The sequence below is a fragment of the Moorena sp. SIO1G6 genome, assembly GCF_010672795.1.
GTDB classification, from domain to species: domain Bacteria; phylum Cyanobacteriota; class Cyanobacteriia; order Cyanobacteriales; family Coleofasciculaceae; genus Moorena; species Moorena producens.
The window spans coordinates 162,887-182,949 of sequence record NZ_JAAHFZ010000008.1; the positions used below are offsets into that span (position 1 = coordinate 162,887).

The window sequence follows — 20,063 nt, forward strand, 5'->3', positions numbered from 1 at the left end:
AAACTATAGCCATGCTAACAGTGGAGTGTCCTATGTTGACGGTTGACCGTCAACGGTTGACCATCAACAGTCAACCGTCAACATCGGATAGATTGCGCTTGTTAATGCTTAGTAAGCCAAGCCCATGCTGCGAGTTGTTTCAGCTCCCAGGTAAACCCGGACGCTCAAGAAGTCAGTAGGACAAGCAGTTTCGCACCGCTTGCAACCAATACAGTCTTCTGTACGAGGAGAAGAGGCAATCTGACCAGCTTTACAGCCATCCCAGGGAACCATCTCCAATACATCTAGAGGGCAAGCCCGAACACATTGGGTGCAACCAATACAGGTATCGTAAATTTTAACGCTATGAGACATTGATTTAAGAACTCCTACATTTTTTTATCGGACATTGCGGAAAAACCGCTTACCTGTCTCCTTGGGAAAATTGGGGATATTCCCGATGATTCCACCAGGATTATCTTTGCCTAGGTTCGTATTGTCGGCGTTTGAGGCAAACGACAGGGAATTTTAAGGATCAAGGGCTAGTTTACCGCAGGGTTTTGATAGTCTTGCGCCAGAGGTTACAGAACTTTAAATTCTTTAATATATCAGTATGTGAAACTATTGTGTCATCGAACCTAATCTATGGGTCAACCTCAGGAAGAACGATAACGGGGAAACCTTGGTAATTCAATAGACGCTAAGGATTTGCGCCCTTTGGAGGGACGTAGGGGATAGAGTACTGGTGATGGCGACTTACCGTGAGACGGAAATACGTCATTGGTTTGATTTGACTTTGACTCAGCCTCTATGATATCTTCTGGCAATTCCTCACTCGGTGGATTGGCTTCAGGCTCCAAGGTCTGAGTATGCTCTGACCTACTGGTTTCCTCAAGGTCACTAGTCAATTCAACGGTTTGGTCAGATTCATCTAAGTTAGCGGTTTCTAGTGTGGTTTCTAGTTCTGATGTGCCATCGACTTTGGTATCAGCCCACTCTGATGGCAACTCGGACAACCCAAATTCCTCTGCCAGGGCAGACATTTGTTCAATTAACTGTTGTGCTACTTCTAACTCTTTGGCTGTCACATTTTCAGGGGAGATTACCTGAGTTTGCCCTGGACCTAAGGCATCTGCTGGGGATATAGGATCAGTTTGGTTAGGTTGGCTGCTGTCAACCGATAATGCTTCTGTGGTAGATTCAGACTGGGCAGGAGAATTACCAGTACTGCTGAAAATAAATTCTTCTGCAAATAACTCTGGGTCAGCAGACCAGGGTCTAATGGGCTGGGCTTTTTGTAGCAGAGATTGCTGAGCAATGATGCTCCGACTCTCTTGCTGTTGTACCACAGAACTCTCAGAGGCAGGCATTTCCAGACACTTTTCTAAGGCTACCTTAAATTGCAAGGTTTGCTGTTGTTGTCGGTATAGACGGGTTCTAAGTTCTCGACAGGTATCTTTCAATTGCACCAGCTGATGAGATTGTTCGTTGTAGCGCTGCTGGGTTTGGGAATAGTCCTGTTCGAGTCTGGCAACTTGATCCTGAGAGCTTTGTAACTGTTCTGATAAGGTTTCGACCAAAATTTGCTGGCGTTGACCGGATTGATGGGATGATTCTAGAGTGTGGAACAAACGGGTTAATTGGTCTTGAACTGTATTGAGTTCCAGATCTTTTGTGGACAGGAGTTTGTCGTACTCTCGCAATTGCTTAGCTTGTCCGTTTAACTCCTGCTGTTTTTCCTGGAGTGCTTGCTGCAGCTGAGTCACTTGCTGCTTTAAGCGATGATTGTCCAAGCTCAGTTTTTGGGCTAAGGCAAACCATTCACCATCCTTGGCTAACTGTTCCTCAGAAACATCAGCTATCTCAGTGTCAATATCAGTGGTATCAGTATCATCAGTGCCATCAGTATCCGTTTCTGTAACTGATGATGCCATGGTGGTAAGGAGTGATTCTATAGTCTGTTCTAGTATTGACTGTTCAATAAGATTATCTATATCATCAGATACTATCGTGAAATCATCAGGTACTGGTGCGAAGCTGAGCATTTTTGGGTTATGGTCGGTCTGCTGCTGATCTTGCTTCTTAGTATCCTGGTTATCCATTTCGGTAGTAGACTCAGGAAGGGGAAGGTTATTGGGGTTTTCAGATTCACTCATTGCTCTTCATCAAGGGGTTCACAATTTCACCATTGGGGCAAGGAGCCAAAAAGTCAATCGCTCAAGATGATTTTAGTCTTGAGGGGCAACTTTGGGTCAAGATGCAGACTCTCGAAATTGCCGATGGCTTGGTATTGACTTAAGTTTGGGCGCAGATGGTTGACATTACCTTACAACTTACTAACCCAAGAGTAATGCCTAAAAATTGACTGGCTAAAAATTTTGAGACCAAAAATGGATGGTGATTAGAAAACAGGAGCTAGGGAGCAACATTTTAATACAAATGTACTATCATTGAGCAATGAGCTAATGCGTTACCGTAGCGTGGCCGTAGACCAATCGCCATTTCAGTTTTTCATAAATCTGATTACTATATAGCGTTTAGCTATGAAAAATTAGCAGTATTTTTCATTAGCTATTTGGCAATTATATAGATATTAAATGTATTTAATTTTCCTTGATTATACCATTTTTTTTATTAAATTGTCAACTAGTAAAATTGTAAGCATTCAGCTATCAGCTCTCAGCTATCAGCTCTCAGCTTATGCGCTACAGATGGTGCTACTTGAGGTGCTCTCAGCTCTCAGCTCTCAGCTCATGCGCTACAGATGGTGCTACTTGAGGTGCTTTTGAATAAAACAGGTAAGCATTGGTTTAATTTCTGTTACGTCAGCTGACGGCTGACCGCTGAATCCTTACGTAAAATTTCAATCCCTTCATCTGTTTTAAGGATAGGGCAATGGGTTACAGGGAGGGCAAAGTTTGGCTTGAAATAAGACGAAGCGGGATTGATATGAGAGTTGGAAATACCCCCTGGCTGATAACCAGTGAAAAAAGCGATTGGCCTATGGCCACGCTAAGCGAACGCCTTGGCTTAAAAAGCAATATAGCTGTTGCGAGTTAAGGGATTGACCTTTGGTCACGCTACGCGATCGCATAACCAGTATGGGGACGAACTTCTGGTGGGTGAAACCCTAGCACAATATCTGATTTGGGAACCCCTGCAGCTACTAGTTCTTCGGTGATGCCATCTTCGATACCATCCCGTTGAATCCAGATTTTTCCATCAATAATTTGAACATGGGTAATGCAGCCGTGGACTCGACGTTTGCCATCCCAGCCAACAACCATGAGCATAAAATGATTGTTTAGAGTATCGGCAATCGCATAACTTTGGATATCTCCGTGACTGTAACTAATCCGAGCGTAACGCTCTAGAATTTCTCGAATTAATCTGGAATACTCATCTAATCTATCCATTGCACTATTTCCTCGCCGTTGGCCTCAAAAATTAGCAAATTTAACTGATTGCTCTCAATAGCAATTCGAGCAATTTTATCTTGAAAAAAATCTAAGTAAACTGCATTGCGAATCGCTAGATATAATGTTCGTTCTCGATGGATAATCGATTCTTTTAACAAACTTCTATAAAGCACATATTGACCAAGGGCATTTTCTAGGTCTTGTACAGGAGAAGGACGAATAAAACTTTTTACCTCAACTGCAATACGTCGCCAATCTTTTTCTGCTGCAAAAAGTTTCTCGGAGCCCATATCTACGTAAACGGTTCGCTCTCCAACAGCTAATGCTAGGGGATCGTTAGTAATCATCCATCCGTCTTTGATCAGAGCCGTTTTCACGGTTTCGTGGTAGATATCCTTTGCCATTAAAAGTAGCTCATTCTTGGGATGCTCAAGGCTATCTCCATGGTAGCTTGATCACGCTTTAGGTATTGGTCACAAGCATAAATTTGGAATCTTGAAATAAAACGTTACACAAACCGGCAGATTTTGACTATAGCGCTTTATATCCTAATGAGGTACACATGATTGTTTACCTCTTGCCTCTTGCCTCTTGCCTCTTGCCTCTTGCCTCTTGCCTTCCCCTCCTGGGAGGGGTTAGGGGTGGGTTCCTCTTGCCTCTTGCCTCTTGCCTCTTGCCTCTTGCCTTCCCCTCCTGGGAGGGGTTAGGGGTGGGTTCCTCTTGCCTCTTGCCTATTCCCTGCTCCCTGCTCCCTGCTCCCTGCTCCCTGTTCCCTGCTCCCTGCTCCCTGCTCCCTGCTCCCTCAAAAAAAGTACCTCACCAAATTGAAAAATACTAGACTGAACAAGTGCTAATTAATCCATGGGCAAGTCCCGCAGGAAGTAAAAGCAATCACTTTTACTATCCGTTTCCTTGATTCTCCCCAAGTAGCCAGTTAAGGGAGAAGAAAGCTCAATCAATATTTCGTGTAGTTCTGCCTGAGTCAAGGACTGGGGTGGATTGGAGAAGTTATAGGCTCCATAGATCATCTCTACTCCCACGGTGTGATTATCTCTATCGTCAATCAGCTTTTTCACCAGCTGGACAATATGCGATCGCAATTTCAGTTTTTCAGAAACATGATTAATATATTTCTCAACTTCCTGATCAGCTTGACCAGGTATCAAGTAATCCTTTAGTATAATTAAATCAACGGAATTGGGATACTGGCTTTGAAGTTTCACCAGCTTCTGAAGAGTTTCAGGATTAATAATTGCCATACCATGTACAATAGCTGCATCCATAAGTTGTTTAGTCGGCTCACCAGGGCCAATGATTAACTTAGCCGTTTTATTAAGTAGTTCTTGATTGTTTAAACGTAATGTTCCTAAATTCAACAGTTGTACTGCCGTATCGTTAGGAATTTTTTTCCCAGCCTTGCACTCACCCACCAAGGGATAAGGTTTTGAGCAGAATAAATCTAAGCCACCAGCACCACCTTTGTGAGCATGGTCGATGGTAAATCCTAGAAACTTAAGGCTATCACGAACAATATTTTCAAAATCTGTACCAGCTTGATAATTAGTTTTACCTTGATCCAACTCTTTGCTGCGATTTCCCAATGCTGCGATGGTATTTATCCAAGCTAAATCTGGATTAGATGAGGTTAACTGCTTGTTGCTACTCCAGCCTATAAATTTTTTGATCTCTTCGTCAAGGGCTTTAGCAGCTGGGTTAGTAATTGCCAGGTTAGCGATTTGACTCTGTAATTCTTCCAATTCCGGATACAGTGGCGGGAGTCGATTTTCTAGCTGGTGTCGCCGTTGGCTGAAAATGCGATCGCTTAATACTGGCCAATCGTCAGTAACCCTAATATTATCACCTAAACTAACAAACTTTCCAAGGGGCTGACTAGTAGTATTTCTAATATTACTAATACTATCATGTCTAGGTACTTCAAGAACTTTAGGCAACTGATAAACCCGCAAGTAAGCCAGGAAAATACCCTGCTGTTTCTCAAGTCTTGCTTGTAATCCGGCTGCTGTCCATACCGTTAACGGTGATAAGCTTTCCAAGGATTCAGTTTTCTTCAGGTGTTGGCAAAGTTCACACCTAGCCCAAGCCTTAATCAAAACAGTTTCCTCAGAATTCACTGCTGTTAGACTTTTTTTGGCTATTTCTAGAAAACTAGAGCGATAATATTGCTCAGGATACAGGCAATGACTTGATGGATTATTCCTTGATATCTTATTAGTTAATATCTTAGACGGATATAGGACAAATTTTCGCCCTGGATTGATAAATAGCTGAGGTATAGCAGCAATCATTCGCCCTTGAATTAAGGCTTCGATATCTGGTGCCGGTAAAAGTAGGGCTATTGAAATTAAATCTTGCTGACTCATTAGTAGATATCTAGATCACTTACTATCAATCAATCTCATCCCTAGCGTCAACTATGTAACTCCTGTCAACTCTAGCATTTATAAATCAATTATACCAAAGAAAGTTACTTTTTTGATATTACCAAAAATCCCTATATATTTTCTTAACTCTTGCCTCTTGCCTCTTGCCTCTTGCCTTTCCTTAAGGGAGTATGTTCACAAATCAAAGGAAAATGCTATAGATTCATTGACTTACTCATCCTTTAACTTTCCGACTCTTCATCCACTGCCTCTTCAGGAATTTGTCCCGATGGAGCACTCAAAATTTTTCGCAGTAATCGGTTATCTATGGCTAGCTTTGTGTTAGAGATAAAATCCTTAATCTGCTCTTCACTCAACTCATAGTCTTCACGACTCTCATAAACAGAGCGAATCGCAATTAAGGGTTTAACCTCCTCTGTTTTCAACACTACCCATTTTCCTTCTTGAGCCTTCAGGTTATTCAAACACTCTTGAGCCTTCTTAGCACTTTGACTTATGGGTTTAGAGCGGACTAAACAACCACGGGTCAGATCATATTTTTTATAATTCCCAAGATGAGATAACCCAGCCGTTACAGTATTTCCAACAGAGGCTTGGATCACCGCTAGTCCGATTTTGACCGTATTCCCGTCTTCTTTACCAACTATCTTGAGCCCTAAGTATTTATTTTTAGGTTTAACTGGAGCTTCAATTTTTTCGATTGTGACTCCTGACACTATCTGTCCTATGAGTTGGTTGAGGCCAAACTTGATAGCGTTAGTGAGCTGAGGGTCATCCTCCATATACTCTTCATTGTCAATATTTTTGATCTCGTTATTATAAGCAGAACTAACCGGATTTATAGCAGGTCTATGGGATGAAACTTGCTGACCATTAGGTAATCCCCAGTTAGTTTGACACCATTTAAGAACATCTCTTGCTGTTGGTCGTTGTTTCCCAAATTCTTTCAGTTTTTCTTCGGTAAAGGGATAAACCCGCTGAGGAGGAGTTAGTTTATTCTGATTATAAAACGCTTTTAACCGTAGGGACACTAGATCAATTATCTGCTCAGAATTTAGAGGATTTAACTCAACTTCTCGCTCGCCTATTCTGTCAACAACTGCCTCATTTAAATCTAATGCTCTGATTTGATGTGTCCAAGTGTCAGGATACATAGCGGTCAGCAGCACACCCCGTTTAATGCTATTGTATAAATCTGTTGCTAAGCTGGCAATAACTTGTGCTCTGGTAAACCCTCCATCATCACATTCTGTACTATCTAATTGATCAAAACACACCACCAAGGGATTGTAATCACTAATTAGGTCTAAAATCTGACAAGTTATATCGAAAGCGTCTTTGTCATCTTCCGAATTGTTGGGTAACTCCATCTCGTCAGCTTTTTTCTGGGCTAAACTTTGGCCAGACAGCCATTTAATAGCATAAGGGGCATGCTGCTTTGATAATGTCCATAAAATCGCTCTGATCAGATCCGGATTGTCGATGTCTGTCTTGATTTCAAGAACTTTATCAGTCAGTTGATCAATTAGCTTGGGATTTTTAGCCAAGGCATTGGGAAATACATTGACTAACTGCTGAGATGTGTAACTTCTTTTCATCGCCTCATTGGCTAAAGCAGTCCCTAAATCTTGCCACTGACTCACCCCCTGGCTACCAACCTCCTTGAGACTTAATGCCAGGGTCTTAAAAAATTCCGGCTTGATCCGGTTAAGGTCATTGTAATCAGTCATATAGACAAACCAAGCACCGCCATCAGATTGAAGTTGATGGCGAACCCTACTGAGCAAATGAGTTTTGCCTAACCCTGGTTCAGCCTTGATGGTAATGCCAATAACGTGACGCTCCCCGCCACGAACTTCTTCAATTGCCTTAAAAACCGCGTCGGAGGCATGAGCATTTATAGAAGGAACGTGAGGGAATTCTTTTTTCCATACATTTTGCTTCTTGACAACCAACTCTCTGTTAAAAGGGTTTTGTTTTTTGATGGCATTCTGGAGTTGTTCAAGGGGAGATGAACTATTAGTCATGATAAACTGTTAGTCATGTTAGTGTGAGGAAACGCTACAAACAGTCAACAGAGATTTATTACAATAACCAGGCCAGCCTAGGATTATAGCCGCTTAGCATAGCAGCGTAATCCACTCAGTTCTGTGGTGATGGAATCTTCGATTTGGGATGGATCGCTATCCGGTAAGCTACCGCCTTGGAGTTGCAAAATATCCTTAGCCTGCATTTCCAACAACCACTCATTAAACTGGGAACGACTGACACTATCCCCAATTTCCCGTCTAATCCGATAAATCGGTACGAGATCATCAAGGTTATAGTCCTGATTTAGCTTGTCGTAAACCTCCAAGACCACCGACTCAAAGGTTTCATAAGAAGCGATCGCATTTTCCCCAGTTTTCTCAGCATCAGCGCCTGGGTCAACGACCTTAGCCACTGAGCTTCTTTCTCGAATCCAATTTAGAACAGCCTTGACATCCTTGGCTCTGACCAGACTACCGTCAAACTCAAAATCAGCGCTTTTGATGCCAGCGTCTAGCACGTGCAAGCCTTGCTCTGTCAAAAACACATACTCGATTCGGGCTTTTTTTGTTTTCTTGATCGTCCCATCTGTTTCCAATGTTTTAAAGATGTCAGTATAATCACCAGACCTCTCATTATTCAGTTTCACTGTATCACTTAAGTCTTTTCTTTTGACTTCTTGCTTTGATCCTCCTAGATTCCACAAGTGTAACAGGAGGCGAGTTGTAGCTTGGGCTGGGGTCCCTCGTAACCCTTTCTTATTTTCTTTCTTATTTTCGGGTTCAGGGTTTGTTGACATTTCCGTTTGTTCTGTTTGTTCTACTGTTGACATTTCCATTTGTTCTAGGTATTTTGTTCTAGTATTTACGTAGATCAGATTATGGCTTGTCACCTCTCTATCCAGTGATAGCCTAACCAATAGTATGATGCCAATTCGGCACGATTGAGTCAGAAGCCATAAATTTTTATGGCTAGCCTAGCCTCAGGCCAGCCAAATTAAGCGTCTGCCTTTGTATAGCCCTAAAATTGCATTTTGAGGGCTATGAGTCATAGCTAAGTCAATCACAATTCCCCATGGGATTGCCCCTTGGGGTGCTGCGAAAAGCGAAATCGTACTCTCTTGCCTCTAGGATCATAATTTCCAAACTATCCAGTCTTTCCCCCCAGAAAGCGATCGCATTTACTGGGAAAATCTCCAATTCTGCTAGCTTGAGTAGAGCAAGGTAGTCGAGTCTCGATATTATATCACTTCTGTTCAGTCCTAGGTTACTTTCAACTATTATTTCTGTGCCCCCTCTGGTTCCTCTGCTCCCTCTGTGCTGATAGGATCACACTTCTCTAATTAAATAGGTTTGAGCCAAATCAGCTGGACTCATGGACTCATACGGTTCAAAAGGCTGATGAATCCAAGGATTATCTGGCAAATAATCCACATAGTAATCAGGAGCAATCCCAGAACAGCCTTTATACCAGATCACAGCAGTACGAATCTCCTCAATTTCTGTACCATAATGACTATAAAGCCATTTAATCCCCTCTCGTAGACTAATACCAGAATCCACTAAATCATCCACCAACAGGATCCGAGTACCTAATTTTGCCGTCGTCATCGCCAGGTGGCTCGAAAACGTAATCGGTCTTCGGATCCGATTGTCTGGTCCGGTATAGGAAGCAGCAGACATAATCCCTAAGGGCTGATTGTAAATGCGGCAGAGGATATCACCAACCCGTAATCCTCCCTTAGCAATACAGACAATCTGGTTGAAATCCCAATCGGCTTGATAGACTTTGACAGCTAGCCGTTCGATTTTTTCATAGTACTCTGACCAGGAGACGTAAAGTTCTGACATAGTTCGCGCAATTGATATTGGTTAGGTATTGGTGAGGGAATCGACCATTAGCAAAAGTCGAAAACTATTCGACCATTACCAGCGGTTGTTCCGAATTTCCCAAGTTCGGAATTTCCCTACTTCTACAAGAAGTCTAATGTTAGAAATGGCTTATGAGTGATTCGTTTTGCTAAAAAAATTCCTATCACCACATTGCCTAGCTCAATTATCTTATCGGTTATGACTGATGTTTCTAGTTCTGATGCCAGTAATCGTCCCCAAGTCTCCGGTGGACTCGAAAAGCTTAACTTTACCACCAAACTAGCTTATGGTGCTGGAGATATGGGTCCAGCCATGACCGCCAATCTCTTAGTCTTTTACCTCCTGCCATTTTTAACCAATGTGGCTGGTTTACCAGCCGGTTTGGCAGGGAGTATTCTGATGATTGGCAAAGTTTCCGATGCCATCAATGATCCCATGGTTGGGATTATGAGCGATCGCACTCGTTCTAGTTGGGGGCGTCGCATTCCCTGGATGCTGTTTGGGGCAATTCCCTTTGGTTTTCTGTTTTTCTTACAGTGGATTGTCCCCCACTTCAGCAATAACAATACCATTAATAACTGGTTACTGTTTAGCTACTACCTTCTGATTGCTATTCTGTTCAACATTGCCTACACTGCAGTTAACCTACCCTACACCGCCCTCACCCCAGAACTCACCCAAGACTACAACGAACGCACTAGCCTCAACAGCTTTCGCTTTACCTTTTCCATCGGTGGCAGCATCCTAACCTTAGTTCTAGGGGGATTAATTTTTAGTGCCTATGCCGGTGATAGTGGGAAGCAATATCTAGTGCTAGGGTTAGTCTGCACCTTGCTGGCGGTGGTGCCGATATTGTGGTGTGTGCTGCGCATCCAAGAACGAGGTGCACAGCCTATATTGGGAACTCAGCAGAAAAAGACTCTAGGAACTCTGCTGACCCTAATTGGACCCCTATCATTTTTCTATGGCATTGCCCGGATTATCCCAGTGACTGCCAAATTATTGGGTGCCACTAGCAACCCTGATATCACTGGTATCTTTCTGAGTCTTCTTGGTTTACTAATTACCGTCTTTGGTATAACTCTGATATTTTCTACCCCAGAACCCCACCTGAAAGATAGCTTTGCTTTCACAGAGCGCTCTGAAGCTGACACTTCAGCCTCCTTATCCTTTTTTGAGCAACTGCGGATTGTATTCAGTAACCAGCCTTTTCTCTATGTGATTGGCATCTACCTGTGTTCCTGGTTAGCTGTCCAGTTAATCGGTTCTATCTTGCTTTACTTCATAGTCAATTGGATGGGATTGCCCGAGTCTAGCTTTTCCTTAGTCGCCCTTGCGATTCAAGGTACTGCCTTATTGATGCTGTTTTTCTGGAAGATGGTAAGTGAGCGATTGGGCAAAAAAACCGCTTACTTTATGGGCACTAGTCTCTGGGTTATCGCTCAAGTTGGTATATTTTTGCTACAACCTGGTCAAGTGGCCTTAATGTACTGTTTAGCTGTTATGGCTGGTTTTGGGGTTTCTGTGGCTTATCTCATCCCCTGGTCCATGGTGCCGGATGTGATTGAACTTGATGAATTGACCACAGGTCAGCGTCGGGAAGGGATATTTTATGGCTTCATGGTTTTGCTGCAAAAACTTGGTTTAGCCCTAGGGTTGTTTTTAGTCGGTATTGTCCTAGAGTGGTCAGGATTCATCTCATCTACTGCTGGGCAACCAGTCCCCACCCAACCCGATTCCGCACTGCTAGCCATCCGTATCGCTATGGGACCACTGCCAACTCTATTCTTGATTGGTGGTGTAGTACTTGCTTACTTCTATCCCATCACCAAGGAATTTCATGCCCAAATTCTCTTGCAGCTAAGAGAGCGTGATCAAGCTACTAGGCAAGGGGAATAGGAATTGATCGGTTGTGTTAAAGATCTAGTTTGACTCAGGAGTAATGTTATAACTGGGGGAAATTTGCCAATCAATAGACTTCGCCGCAGTTGTCAGGCAAAAAGCTTGCATAAACAACAATTGACGCAAACAAGATCAGAAAACTACTAAGTCTGGCAGGTCTAATACCAATCAATCAATCAATCAATCAATGATGAAAAAGGTAGATGCGTTATGGCTTGAGTCGTAGCAATTAACCTAAGCAGCTTGGGCGTCGCTTAAGACGCCTGCCATTCTAATTCAGGCAGACTCTCCCAGGCTTGGACAACCAGGTCATTGAGTAATACTCTTTGTGAGTGATCAAGCCAATCGTCTTCTGCTAAGACTTCGGCAGTTAAATCGTCAAGAGACTGTCCTTCTTGACGGGCAATTTGAATGACACCAGCAATCGCCATTACCACCAGTTCTTCATCAACTGGTTGTTGACGTAGGGCGACTATTTCTTGTGGACTAGCTGGAATGGGATAATTCATACCTAACAAACAAGGGCACCCTTGACTATAACTAAACTGAAATCAATGTAAAGTATTTTTACGAATATTAAACAAGTCGATACTTGGAAGCTTAGCGTATTTTCATCACTGATTACCTCCGTCTCTCCTCTTAATGAAATTTGTGATCACATAACCCCTATGAAAGAGATTCTGTACGTAGAAATCCCTACACCAGACACCAAGACTGTGTGCCAATGGTTGCAACAGGAATGGCAGCCTAAGCTCGGGGATAAGATAATCACGCCAGATGGTATTCGTCTGCAATGGGAGACTACTCCTGATGAGAATTCTAATCACAAGACTACAGTTGCCCTATCTTTGATTCCAGAAATCTCGATTTTTGTGTGGTCTGTGCAGCGAACCACCTACCTCAAAGCTTTTCGTTGGTCCGAAAAGCCCCTGAGCGGCGAAACGCTAATTCTAAGACAGCTGACCCAGAGTCTTCGGGAGCAATTCCCCTACCACTATCCAGAACCACCGGATGTAGAGTTATCTGAGCAATCCATCTTTGAAGCATTAGCACCCTATTATCCTCAGACTGTGCACTTTTTCCGGAAAATGCCTAGAGGAGAATATGACCTGAATCGAGTTTATTGGTGGGAAAAGCGCTGGCGTGAGGGGGTTCGTAACCCCGAGCAGCCCAAGCAGGTAGTGTTTAAGGGGTTGAAGGCCACGCTACGCGAACAACCATCTAACCTTCAACCGACTAACCTTCAACCATCTAACCTGCAACCTTCAACCCCTAAGTACGACGTAATCTACATCGGTGGTGCTTTGGGAGTGATCCATGCTGCAACAATGGCGCAGCGGGGTTATCGGGTATTGCTGATTGAGCGGTTAACCTTTGGGCGGATGAACCGGGAATGGAATATTTCACGGGATGAGTTTCAAAGCCTGATTGATTTGGGTTTATTTACCCCAACTGAGTTTGAAGGGATCATTGCTAGGGAATACCTTGATGGATTTAATAAGTTCTTTGATAGCAACAACCCACCCCACTTGAAAGCAGCCATCTTGCACACGCCAACGGTGCTCAATATCGCCATTGATTCTGCTAAGTTTTTGCAACTGTGTGGAACAAAGCTCACCAGTGCTGGGGGAGAAATCTGGGATGAGACAGAGTTTATCCAAGCAACTATCACCCCAGAGGAAGTTGTGGTGGATTTGCAACACTTACCGACTAAATCTCACCGACAAGCGAGTGGTCGTCTGTTAGTAGATGCCATGGGAACGGCTTCACCAATTGCTTGGCAACTCAATGGGGGTAGGGCGTTTAATAGTGTCTGTCCCACGGTGGGGGCTGTGATTGAGGGATTAGAGCCTCAGGTGTGGGATCCCGATTATGGTGATGTTCTCAATAGTCATGGGGATATTTCCCGGGGACGTCAACTGATTTGGGAGTTGTTCCCTGGTGCAGGTCAGGAATTGACAATTTATTTGTTCCATTACCATCAGATACATCCTGAGAATCCCGGCTCTTTATTAGAAATGTATGAAGATTTCTTTACTATCTTACCGGAATACCGCCGATGTGATATGGAAAAATTGGTGTGGAAGAAGCCAACCTTTGGGTATATTCCCGGACATTTTACGGTGGGAAGTCGCGATCGCATTGTGGCCTTCGACCGACTGGTTGCCATTGGTGATGCTGCCTCCCTTCAGTCCCCCTTGGTGTTCACTGGCTTCGGTTCCTTAGTGCGTAACCTCTATCGCTTAACCGATCTCTTGGAAACTGCCTTGCGGCACAATCTTTTGAGTGCTAAGGATTTAAATCAAATTCGTGCCTATCAAAGTAATATTGCTGTGACCTGGCTCTTTTCCCAGGGGATGATGGTACCAACAGGTCGTCATCTACCACCCCAGCGGATTAACTCCATGCTCAATACCTTCTTTGGTTTGTTGGCAGATGAACCACCGGAGGTACCAGATACGTTTATTAAAGACCGTTTCAGTTGGTTAACCTTTAATCGACTGGCACTCAAAGCAGCTCGCCGAAACCCTGCCCTCATCCCCTGGATTTTGGAAATGGCTGGTGCAAAGGATTTCTTGCTTTGGGTAGGCAGTTACTTAAGTTTTACTAGCAATGCCTTTGTCAGCGGGTTGCTCAAAGGTTGGTTTCCCAGTCTAGTTCGACGGTTACAGCCCTGGCTTGAAAAGCGTTATCCACGGCTTTGGTTACAGTTGTTGGCTCAAAGTTATGCCATCACAGCTGGGATGGGGCGTCCTGAAAAAATAAACCGTGAGCTCAAGTTCGATTGAATACTTATCATTTAAGGTTATTCGTTAATTGTTAATTAGTAATTAACAATTTTTTATTAACCAAGAAGGTAAGCATTCAGCTATCAGCTATCAGCTATCAGCTATCAGCTAATGCCCTAGGCGCAATGGGCTTTTCCTCAGAATTTCAATTCTCATTAATCTCGAACTATTAAATTCTCCCATTCGAGGTTTATTTTAATTAAGCTGACGGCTGAAGGCTTACCCAAGAACTAAAATGATGATGATTCAAAGAAAGACTTTAGTAATTATCTGTCTAATTTTAATCGCTGTTGTCGGTGTTGTCATTAATGTCAAACTTTTACAAGTTTGGAACTATAACACTGAAGGACATGATATTTACTATAGCTGGGTAGAAGGGAAGCGAATTTTATCGGGGCAAAATCCCTACGCTAGAGTCTTATCGGGAAATATGAGATAAAATCAGAAGTATGCTACGTATTTACCCATTTTTTATTGGCTTTCAGCATTAACTCAATTATTGGGATTCCAAGACTACTCAGACTGGATTTCCCTATGGCGACCGATATTTTTAATGGTTAATATCGGGATTGCTGGTCTAATTTTCTATCATTTGTATAACCATAAATTATTTATTTTTGGCTGGTTTGCTGCTTTATTATGGTTACTGAACCGATGGACGCTTTATGTTAGTATCGACGCTAACTTGGATTTCCTAGCCATATTTTTTATGATTCTTTCCCTGATGTTACTGCCGAAACACAAGTCCAAAGCTTTCTTGATGTTTAGCTTGTCTTTAGGGATTAAACAAATTGCTATATTTTTAGTACCACTTTATCTGATTTGGGCTTGGCAATCATCAGAGGATAATCCTGTAAAGGATACCTTCATCGCTTTGTTGTTAATACTTGTTATCCCTGGGATAACGTCACTACCATTTATCTTATGGAATGCAGAAGGATTCTTTAAATCGATTCTATTTTCAGCCACTAGAAATCCAGACGGACATGTTAATGCTCCTTCCTTAGATGGGTTAATTACATTATCAAATCCTGATTTCATTGGTATCAAAGCTAAGTTGCCAATGGTGTTGGTAATGAGTCTAGTATTTCTGAGTGCCATGAAGCGACAAATTGGCATCTATACTAGTGCTTTGCTGAGAGGTTGTCTGAAAAGTCTCATTTGCTACATCCAAGCCCCCTAAATCCCCCAATTTTGGGGGACTTCTACCAGCAAATTGATTCTTGTTCCCCCCAGAATTGGGGGGCTAGGGGGGCAAAATTCAGTATCAAAAAACTTTTCAGATATCCTCTGACCATGTCCGTATTTATTGAGTTCAATTCAGTAATATTTAACCAATATTTTTGTTGGGTGGTACCTTTGTTGCCTGCTACGAGAAACTGATATAATGCGGTACAAACCGTATTAAAGTTCCCTTCCTGCTTCTTTCCAGTTACCTGGTTTTTCATAGGGTGTCGGCACTTCCTATTCCACAGGCTTAGACCGAATAGCCTTCGGCAAAACGTTCGCGCGTTGAGGCTGGCGTTATAGTCACGGTCTTTGACTTCACCGCAAACCTCACAATCAAAAACTCGTTCTTTAAGTGGCATTTCCTGAACATGACCACAACTAGAACAAGTTTTAGTGGATGGGTAGAATCTATCTACAAATACCAATGAGCAACCGTACCACTCAGACTTGTATGAGACTTGACGACGAATTTCATAAAGAGCGGAATCGGCTATCGCACCTGCTAAGTTCTGGTTTTTTAGCAGACCGGAAACATTTAGATCTTCTAACCCAATGACTGCGTGGTTTTTGCAAAGCCAAGAGGTTAATTTTTGAATTGCATCTTTCCGGATGTTAGCAACACTTTGATGGACTTTAGCTAATTTCAGCTTGGTCTTATTTCTATTGGCAGAACCCATAGTTCTTCTAGATAGTTCTCGTTGAAGTCTAGCCAGCTTTTTCTGAGCTTGTTTGTAAGCTCTAGGATTAGGAAATACCGTCCCATCTGAACAGGTGGCTAGAACTTTAACCCCGACATCAACACCTAGATATTCTCTAGATTTAACAGTGGGTTCAGGTTCCAACTCGTAGGCCAAAGAAATATACCAAGAATCGGCTACTCGACTGATTGTGACCCGCTTCGTCTGGATTTCAGGTAAAGGTTCATAAGTGCTAACCCACCCAATAAAAGGGAGTTTCAACCGAGTTCCTGAAAACTCCATGACCTTCCCACAATTATCTAGGGTGAAGCTATCATTTCTACCTTTCTTCTTGAACTTAGGGTGTTGAGCTCTCCCTTGAAAGAATCGGTTAAACGCTTCTGATAAGTGCATGAATACGAATTGATCAACCCTAGAACTTAAGGTAGACTGCCAAGGATATTGAGGTTTAACATGATTGGTGTAGAACTTTTTCAGCTTGTTAGCAGAAGGCTTTAGCCCGGCTTTATAGGATTCGTTCCACATATTTAAAGCCCAATTCCAAAGCCACCTAGAATACCCAGCGTGTTGAGCCATCAAGGTTTTTTGTCTATTATTAAGTTTTAACTGGGTCTTGAAGCCTCGTTGCATAAGTCTGGGTCATTCTTCATTTTGGTTTGATACTAAGCGAGCAGATCGGCGCTGTCAGTCATGGAGTTTTAATGGCTTTGATTATCCCTGCCGTTTCCCATCAAGCTCACGTTCTGACATTGACCCCGACTCACTCAGCAGCAACTATGAGGCAGGAGGTACTTATTCACCGAGCTACTGTTGACGACATACTGATCGTATCGTTTTGTACCGCAAATCGTCAACTAAGTTACTCCTCTCGCGAGTTGCGAGATTCTTCCTAAGAAGGATGCCAAATGATATATAACGCGATGCTCGGTACAAGCCGCTACGCGATTGGCCTACGGCCACGCTACGCGAACGCATCGGGATAGCAATACAAGATATAGACTTTCCCTGTTGAGTAACTTTTATTGCTTTGTCTGTTGGGTCGAACATAGTGAAACCCAACCTTGGCAATGGTTTTGTTGGGTTTAGCTATCGCTCCACCCCTGCCTACATAAAATCCAGGGTTTTTGCACTCAAGTCAGTCAATCAGGCAGTTATCAGGGTCTATCACGACGCGGCCACCCCCTCAAGGGTGGAGCTATAGAAACTTTCGTCTGCACCTCAAGGACTTAAAGAAAATCATTGGTGTGGTGAGCCTCAGTCTGCAACCTTAGTTTGTGTAGTCACTACCTATCCGTTACATGCACTTATCCGTTGCCCCATTTATCCATCACCCTGTCAGCCGAAACCCTTATTTATACCGCACTTCGGAGGGATTAGTTATTTTTATACCAGATTTGTTAAGTATTGTGACCTTTCCCATGATATGATTACGTCTGGTTTGTGAAAACAAGCCAGATCACTGGACTAGCATTTGCTGCTACCGGTGAACTTGTCAGATGACCCTCTTGAGAAACCATTGACCATGGAGGAAAACACGCAAACAAGTTACTTATCCCCTTCAACGAGTTCGTCAATGCAGGAGTATTACCAACTCAAACAAACTCTGTTGTTGGTCACCCTAGTCGCGACAGGGATTATTTTCATCTGTGTGTGGCTGGTTTACTCCCTCAACATTGCCTTAAATTATTTGATCGGGGCGTGTACTGGTATGGTTTACTTGAGAATGTTGGCTAAAGACGTAGAGCGGCTAAGCCAACAAAATAGACGTCCGAGCATGGCTCGGTTTGCGGTTTTTATTGGGATAATTGTAGTAGCCAGTCAATGGCAAAAATTACAAATACTTCCTATATTTTTAGGGTTTCTGACGTACAAAGCCGCAATTATCGTCTATGTGCTGCAAAGCCTAGTAAATCCTACCTCTAAGTAAGATTTATTTAAGTCGGATTTATTGGTAGGATAAACAGACGTTTCACCCTTGACAGAAATCTGGGTAAATCTCCAGAATGGAAATGATAAATGCTTTAAACGTTCTGAATTCTTTACCCCTTGCTTCCTTAGAAGTTGGTGAACACTTTTATTGGCGGATTGGCAATTTAACATTACACGGTCAGGTTTTTCTCACCTCCTGGGTAGTGATTGCTATTCTGGTAGTAGCTTCCCTTGCGGCAACTCGAAATGTCCAAATGGTTCCTGGCGGTATCCAAAATGTGATGGAGTACGCCCTAGAATTTTTGAGGGATTTAGCGAAAAACCAGCTGGGGGAAAAAGAATATCGCCCTTGGGTACCTTTTATCGGTACACTGTTTTTGTTTATCTTCGTGTCAAACTGGTCAGGAGCCCTAATTCCTTGGAGTATTATCGAGCTACCATCCGGTGAGCTGGCGGCTCCTACCAATGACATCAATACCACCGTTGCTTTAGCCTTACTAACATCCTTGGCGTATTTTTACGCTGGTTTGAGCAAGAAGGGTTTAGGTTACTTCGCTGGCTATATTCAGCCAATACCAATCCTCTTGCCGATCAAGATTTTAGAAGACTTCACCAAGCCCCTCTCCCTAAGCTTCCGTTTATTTGGCAATATTTTGGCAGATGAACTGGTAGTAGCCGTGTTGGTGCTGCTAGTGCCTCTGTTTATTCCCTTGCCAATTATGGCGCTAGGTCTATTTACCAGTGCAATTCAAGCCCTGGTCTTCGCTACCTTGGCAGCTGCCTACATTCACGAGGCAATAGAAGTCGAAGGCGAAGAACATTAAGGGATAACCTTATGATGGGAATGGCACGGTAGCCTTAAATTAGGAATAGTTGGAATTGATGACTCCTTCGGAGAATCCTTCTGACTAGTAGCTCTGTATTTTGTTCTTTAATCACGGATAAGAAAAATCATCATGGATCCAATCGTTGCTGCTGCTTCAGTTGTCGCTGCTGCTCTTGCTGTCGGTTTAGCTGCTATCGGCCCTGGTATCGGTCAAGGAAACGCTGCTGGTCAAGCTGTAGAAGGTATTGCTCGTCAGCCGGAAGCTGAAGGAAAAATTCGCGGTACTCTGCTGTTAACCTTGGCATTCATGGAATCCCTGACTATCTATGGTCTGGTAATTTCTCTGGTACTGCTGTTTGCTAACCCATTTTCTTAGAACCTGATACTTTATGTAGAGACGTTGCAGGCAACGTCTCTACATGGTAGGTCTGATACGGTCAATTGTTCGGTTTTATTCCGATTGGGAATCTGTGAAAAATGTTTGATTTTGATGCTACTCTGCCTCTGATGGCATTGCAGTTTCTGGTTTTGACAGTTGTATTAAATGCCATATTCTATAAGCCACTGACAAAAACCCTCGATGAGCGTGACGAATACATCCGGAATCAGGAATCTGATGCCAAAGAACGCTTGTCTAAAGCCGAAAAAATGGCTAAAGAGTATGAAGAACAGTTGGGTCAAGCCCGGAAGCAGTCTCAAGCTGTGATCGCTGCTGCCCAAGAAGATGCCAGAAAAATGGCAGCTCAAGCGATCGCTGAAGCCCAACAAGAAGCTCAGGCTGAACGAGCAAAAGCTCAAGAAGAAATTGATCAACAAAAACAGCAAGCAATGGCTTCCCTCGAACAACAAGTCGATGATCTATCTAGCCAAATCCTAGAAAAATTGTTAGGGCCAGCGTTAGTAAGATAAATGGTTGGGCCTTGACCGCCTGACCCATATATTTACTACAACTCCTAAGAGATTGGCGATGTGGGAGTACTGTCAAACTAT

19 protein-coding genes are annotated in these 20,063 nt (G+C 43.1%); 9 read left to right on the forward strand and 10 right to left on the reverse strand.

Annotated features, from left to right (window positions below; genetic code table 11):
• Positions 1-108 precede the first annotated feature (108 nt).
• The 4 genes from psaC to F6K63_RS10035 all read right to left on the reverse strand — a co-directional run bounded on the left by psaC (position 109) and on the right by F6K63_RS10035 (position 3,802).
• A complete protein-coding gene (gene psaC / locus F6K63_RS10020) occupies positions 109-354 on the reverse strand; it encodes a photosystem I iron-sulfur center protein PsaC (protein WP_006616272.1) in 246 nt (81 codons plus the stop codon).
• Positions 355-635: 281 nt separating this feature from the next.
• A complete protein-coding gene (locus tag F6K63_RS10025; RefSeq protein ID WP_008181064.1) occupies positions 636-2,135 on the reverse strand; it encodes an AAA family ATPase in 1,500 nt (499 codons plus the stop codon).
• 924 nt (positions 2,136-3,059) lie between these two features.
• Positions 3,060-3,395 carry a XisI protein gene (locus F6K63_RS10030; RefSeq protein ID WP_008181072.1) on the reverse strand — a complete coding sequence of 112 codons (336 nt, stop codon included), beginning with the start codon at positions 3,393-3,395 and terminating at the stop codon, positions 3,060-3,062.
• Entirely contained in the window at positions 3,383-3,802 is a 420-nt protein-coding gene (locus tag F6K63_RS10035) for an element excision factor XisH family protein (RefSeq protein WP_008181074.1), read from the reverse strand. The genes F6K63_RS10030 and F6K63_RS10035 overlap by 13 nt, the downstream gene beginning before the upstream one ends.
• Before the next feature lie 158 nt (positions 3,803-3,960).
• Between F6K63_RS10035 and F6K63_RS10040 the strand changes: the two genes are divergently transcribed.
• Positions 3,961-4,236 carry a hypothetical protein gene (locus tag F6K63_RS10040; RefSeq protein ID WP_008181075.1) on the forward strand — a complete coding sequence of 92 codons (276 nt, stop codon included), beginning with the start codon at positions 3,961-3,963 and terminating at the stop codon, positions 4,234-4,236.
• A gap of 16 nt (positions 4,237-4,252) precedes the next feature.
• Here the strand turns inward: F6K63_RS10040 and F6K63_RS10045 are convergent, their stop codons facing one another.
• From F6K63_RS10045 to F6K63_RS10060, 4 genes are all read right to left on the reverse strand, one after another.
• The gene (locus F6K63_RS10045; RefSeq protein WP_287311945.1) at positions 4,253-5,779 is read right to left on the reverse strand and encodes a DUF1802 family protein; all 1,527 of its coding nucleotides are present in this window, start codon (positions 5,777-5,779) and stop codon (positions 4,253-4,255) included.
• A gap of 242 nt (positions 5,780-6,021) precedes the next feature.
• Positions 6,022-7,827, reverse strand: a complete 1,806-nt coding sequence (locus tag F6K63_RS10050; RefSeq protein WP_008181077.1) for a hypothetical protein — start codon at positions 7,825-7,827, stop codon at positions 6,022-6,024.
• 83 nt (positions 7,828-7,910) lie between these two features.
• The gene (locus F6K63_RS10055) at positions 7,911-8,666 is read right to left on the reverse strand and encodes a hypothetical protein (protein WP_008181078.1); all 756 of its coding nucleotides are present in this window, start codon (positions 8,664-8,666) and stop codon (positions 7,911-7,913) included.
• 490 nt (positions 8,667-9,156) lie between these two features.
• The gene (locus F6K63_RS10060) at positions 9,157-9,678 is read right to left on the reverse strand and encodes a phosphoribosyltransferase (RefSeq protein ID WP_008181079.1); all 522 of its coding nucleotides are present in this window, start codon (positions 9,676-9,678) and stop codon (positions 9,157-9,159) included.
• 219 nt (positions 9,679-9,897) lie between these two features.
• Between F6K63_RS10060 and F6K63_RS10065 the strand changes: the two genes are divergently transcribed.
• Complete coding sequence (locus F6K63_RS10065; RefSeq protein WP_044492460.1) at positions 9,898-11,598, forward strand: MFS transporter; 1,701 nt, start codon at positions 9,898-9,900, stop codon at positions 11,596-11,598.
• Positions 11,599-11,855: 257 nt separating this feature from the next.
• Here the strand turns inward: F6K63_RS10065 and F6K63_RS10070 are convergent, their stop codons facing one another.
• Positions 11,856-12,110, reverse strand: coding sequence for a hypothetical protein (locus F6K63_RS10070; protein WP_008181083.1), 255 nt, complete (start codon positions 12,108-12,110; stop codon positions 11,856-11,858).
• 159 nt (positions 12,111-12,269) lie between these two features.
• Here F6K63_RS10070 and F6K63_RS10075 point away from each other — a divergent pair, with 159 nt between their 5' ends.
• From F6K63_RS10075 to F6K63_RS10085, 3 genes are all read left to right on the forward strand, one after another.
• Positions 12,270-14,390 (forward strand): NAD(P)/FAD-dependent oxidoreductase, encoded by a 2,121-nt coding sequence (locus F6K63_RS10075; protein ID WP_008181086.1) that lies wholly within the window; start codon positions 12,270-12,272, stop codon positions 14,388-14,390.
• 238 nt (positions 14,391-14,628) lie between these two features.
• Positions 14,629-14,829 (forward strand): hypothetical protein, encoded by a 201-nt coding sequence (locus tag F6K63_RS10080; protein ID WP_131826957.1) that lies wholly within the window; start codon positions 14,629-14,631, stop codon positions 14,827-14,829.
• A 60-nt stretch (positions 14,830-14,889) separates the two neighbouring features.
• On the forward strand, positions 14,890-15,573 hold the full coding sequence (locus F6K63_RS10085; RefSeq protein ID WP_048815185.1) for a hypothetical protein: 684 nt from the start codon (positions 14,890-14,892) through the stop codon (positions 15,571-15,573).
• A 22-nt stretch (positions 15,574-15,595) separates the two neighbouring features.
• Here F6K63_RS10085 and F6K63_RS10090 read toward each other — a convergent pair whose 3' ends face one another.
• Complete coding sequence (locus F6K63_RS10090; RefSeq protein WP_287311947.1) at positions 15,596-16,948, reverse strand: RNA-guided endonuclease InsQ/TnpB family protein; 1,353 nt, start codon at positions 16,946-16,948, stop codon at positions 15,596-15,598.
• An 892-nt stretch (positions 16,949-17,840) separates the two neighbouring features.
• On the opposite strand from F6K63_RS10090, the gene F6K63_RS10095 reads away from it, so the two are divergent.
• The 4 genes from F6K63_RS10095 (at position 17,841) to F6K63_RS10110 (ending at position 19,982) form a co-directional block, all read left to right on the forward strand.
• Positions 17,841-18,245 (forward strand): ATP synthase subunit I, encoded by a 405-nt coding sequence (locus F6K63_RS10095; protein ID WP_229414363.1) that lies wholly within the window; start codon positions 17,841-17,843, stop codon positions 18,243-18,245.
• Between the two features lie 76 nt (positions 18,246-18,321).
• Positions 18,322-19,071 carry a F0F1 ATP synthase subunit A gene (gene atpB / locus F6K63_RS10100; RefSeq protein ID WP_008181099.1) on the forward strand — a complete coding sequence of 250 codons (750 nt, stop codon included), beginning with the start codon at positions 18,322-18,324 and terminating at the stop codon, positions 19,069-19,071.
• 132 nt (positions 19,072-19,203) lie between these two features.
• Positions 19,204-19,449, forward strand: a complete 246-nt coding sequence (gene atpE, locus F6K63_RS10105) for an ATP synthase F0 subunit C (RefSeq protein ID WP_008181101.1) — start codon at positions 19,204-19,206, stop codon at positions 19,447-19,449.
• Positions 19,450-19,550: 101 nt separating this feature from the next.
• Positions 19,551-19,982 (forward strand): F0F1 ATP synthase subunit B', encoded by a 432-nt coding sequence (locus F6K63_RS10110; RefSeq protein WP_008181102.1) that lies wholly within the window; start codon positions 19,551-19,553, stop codon positions 19,980-19,982.
• Positions 19,983-20,063: the final 81 nt, after the last annotated feature.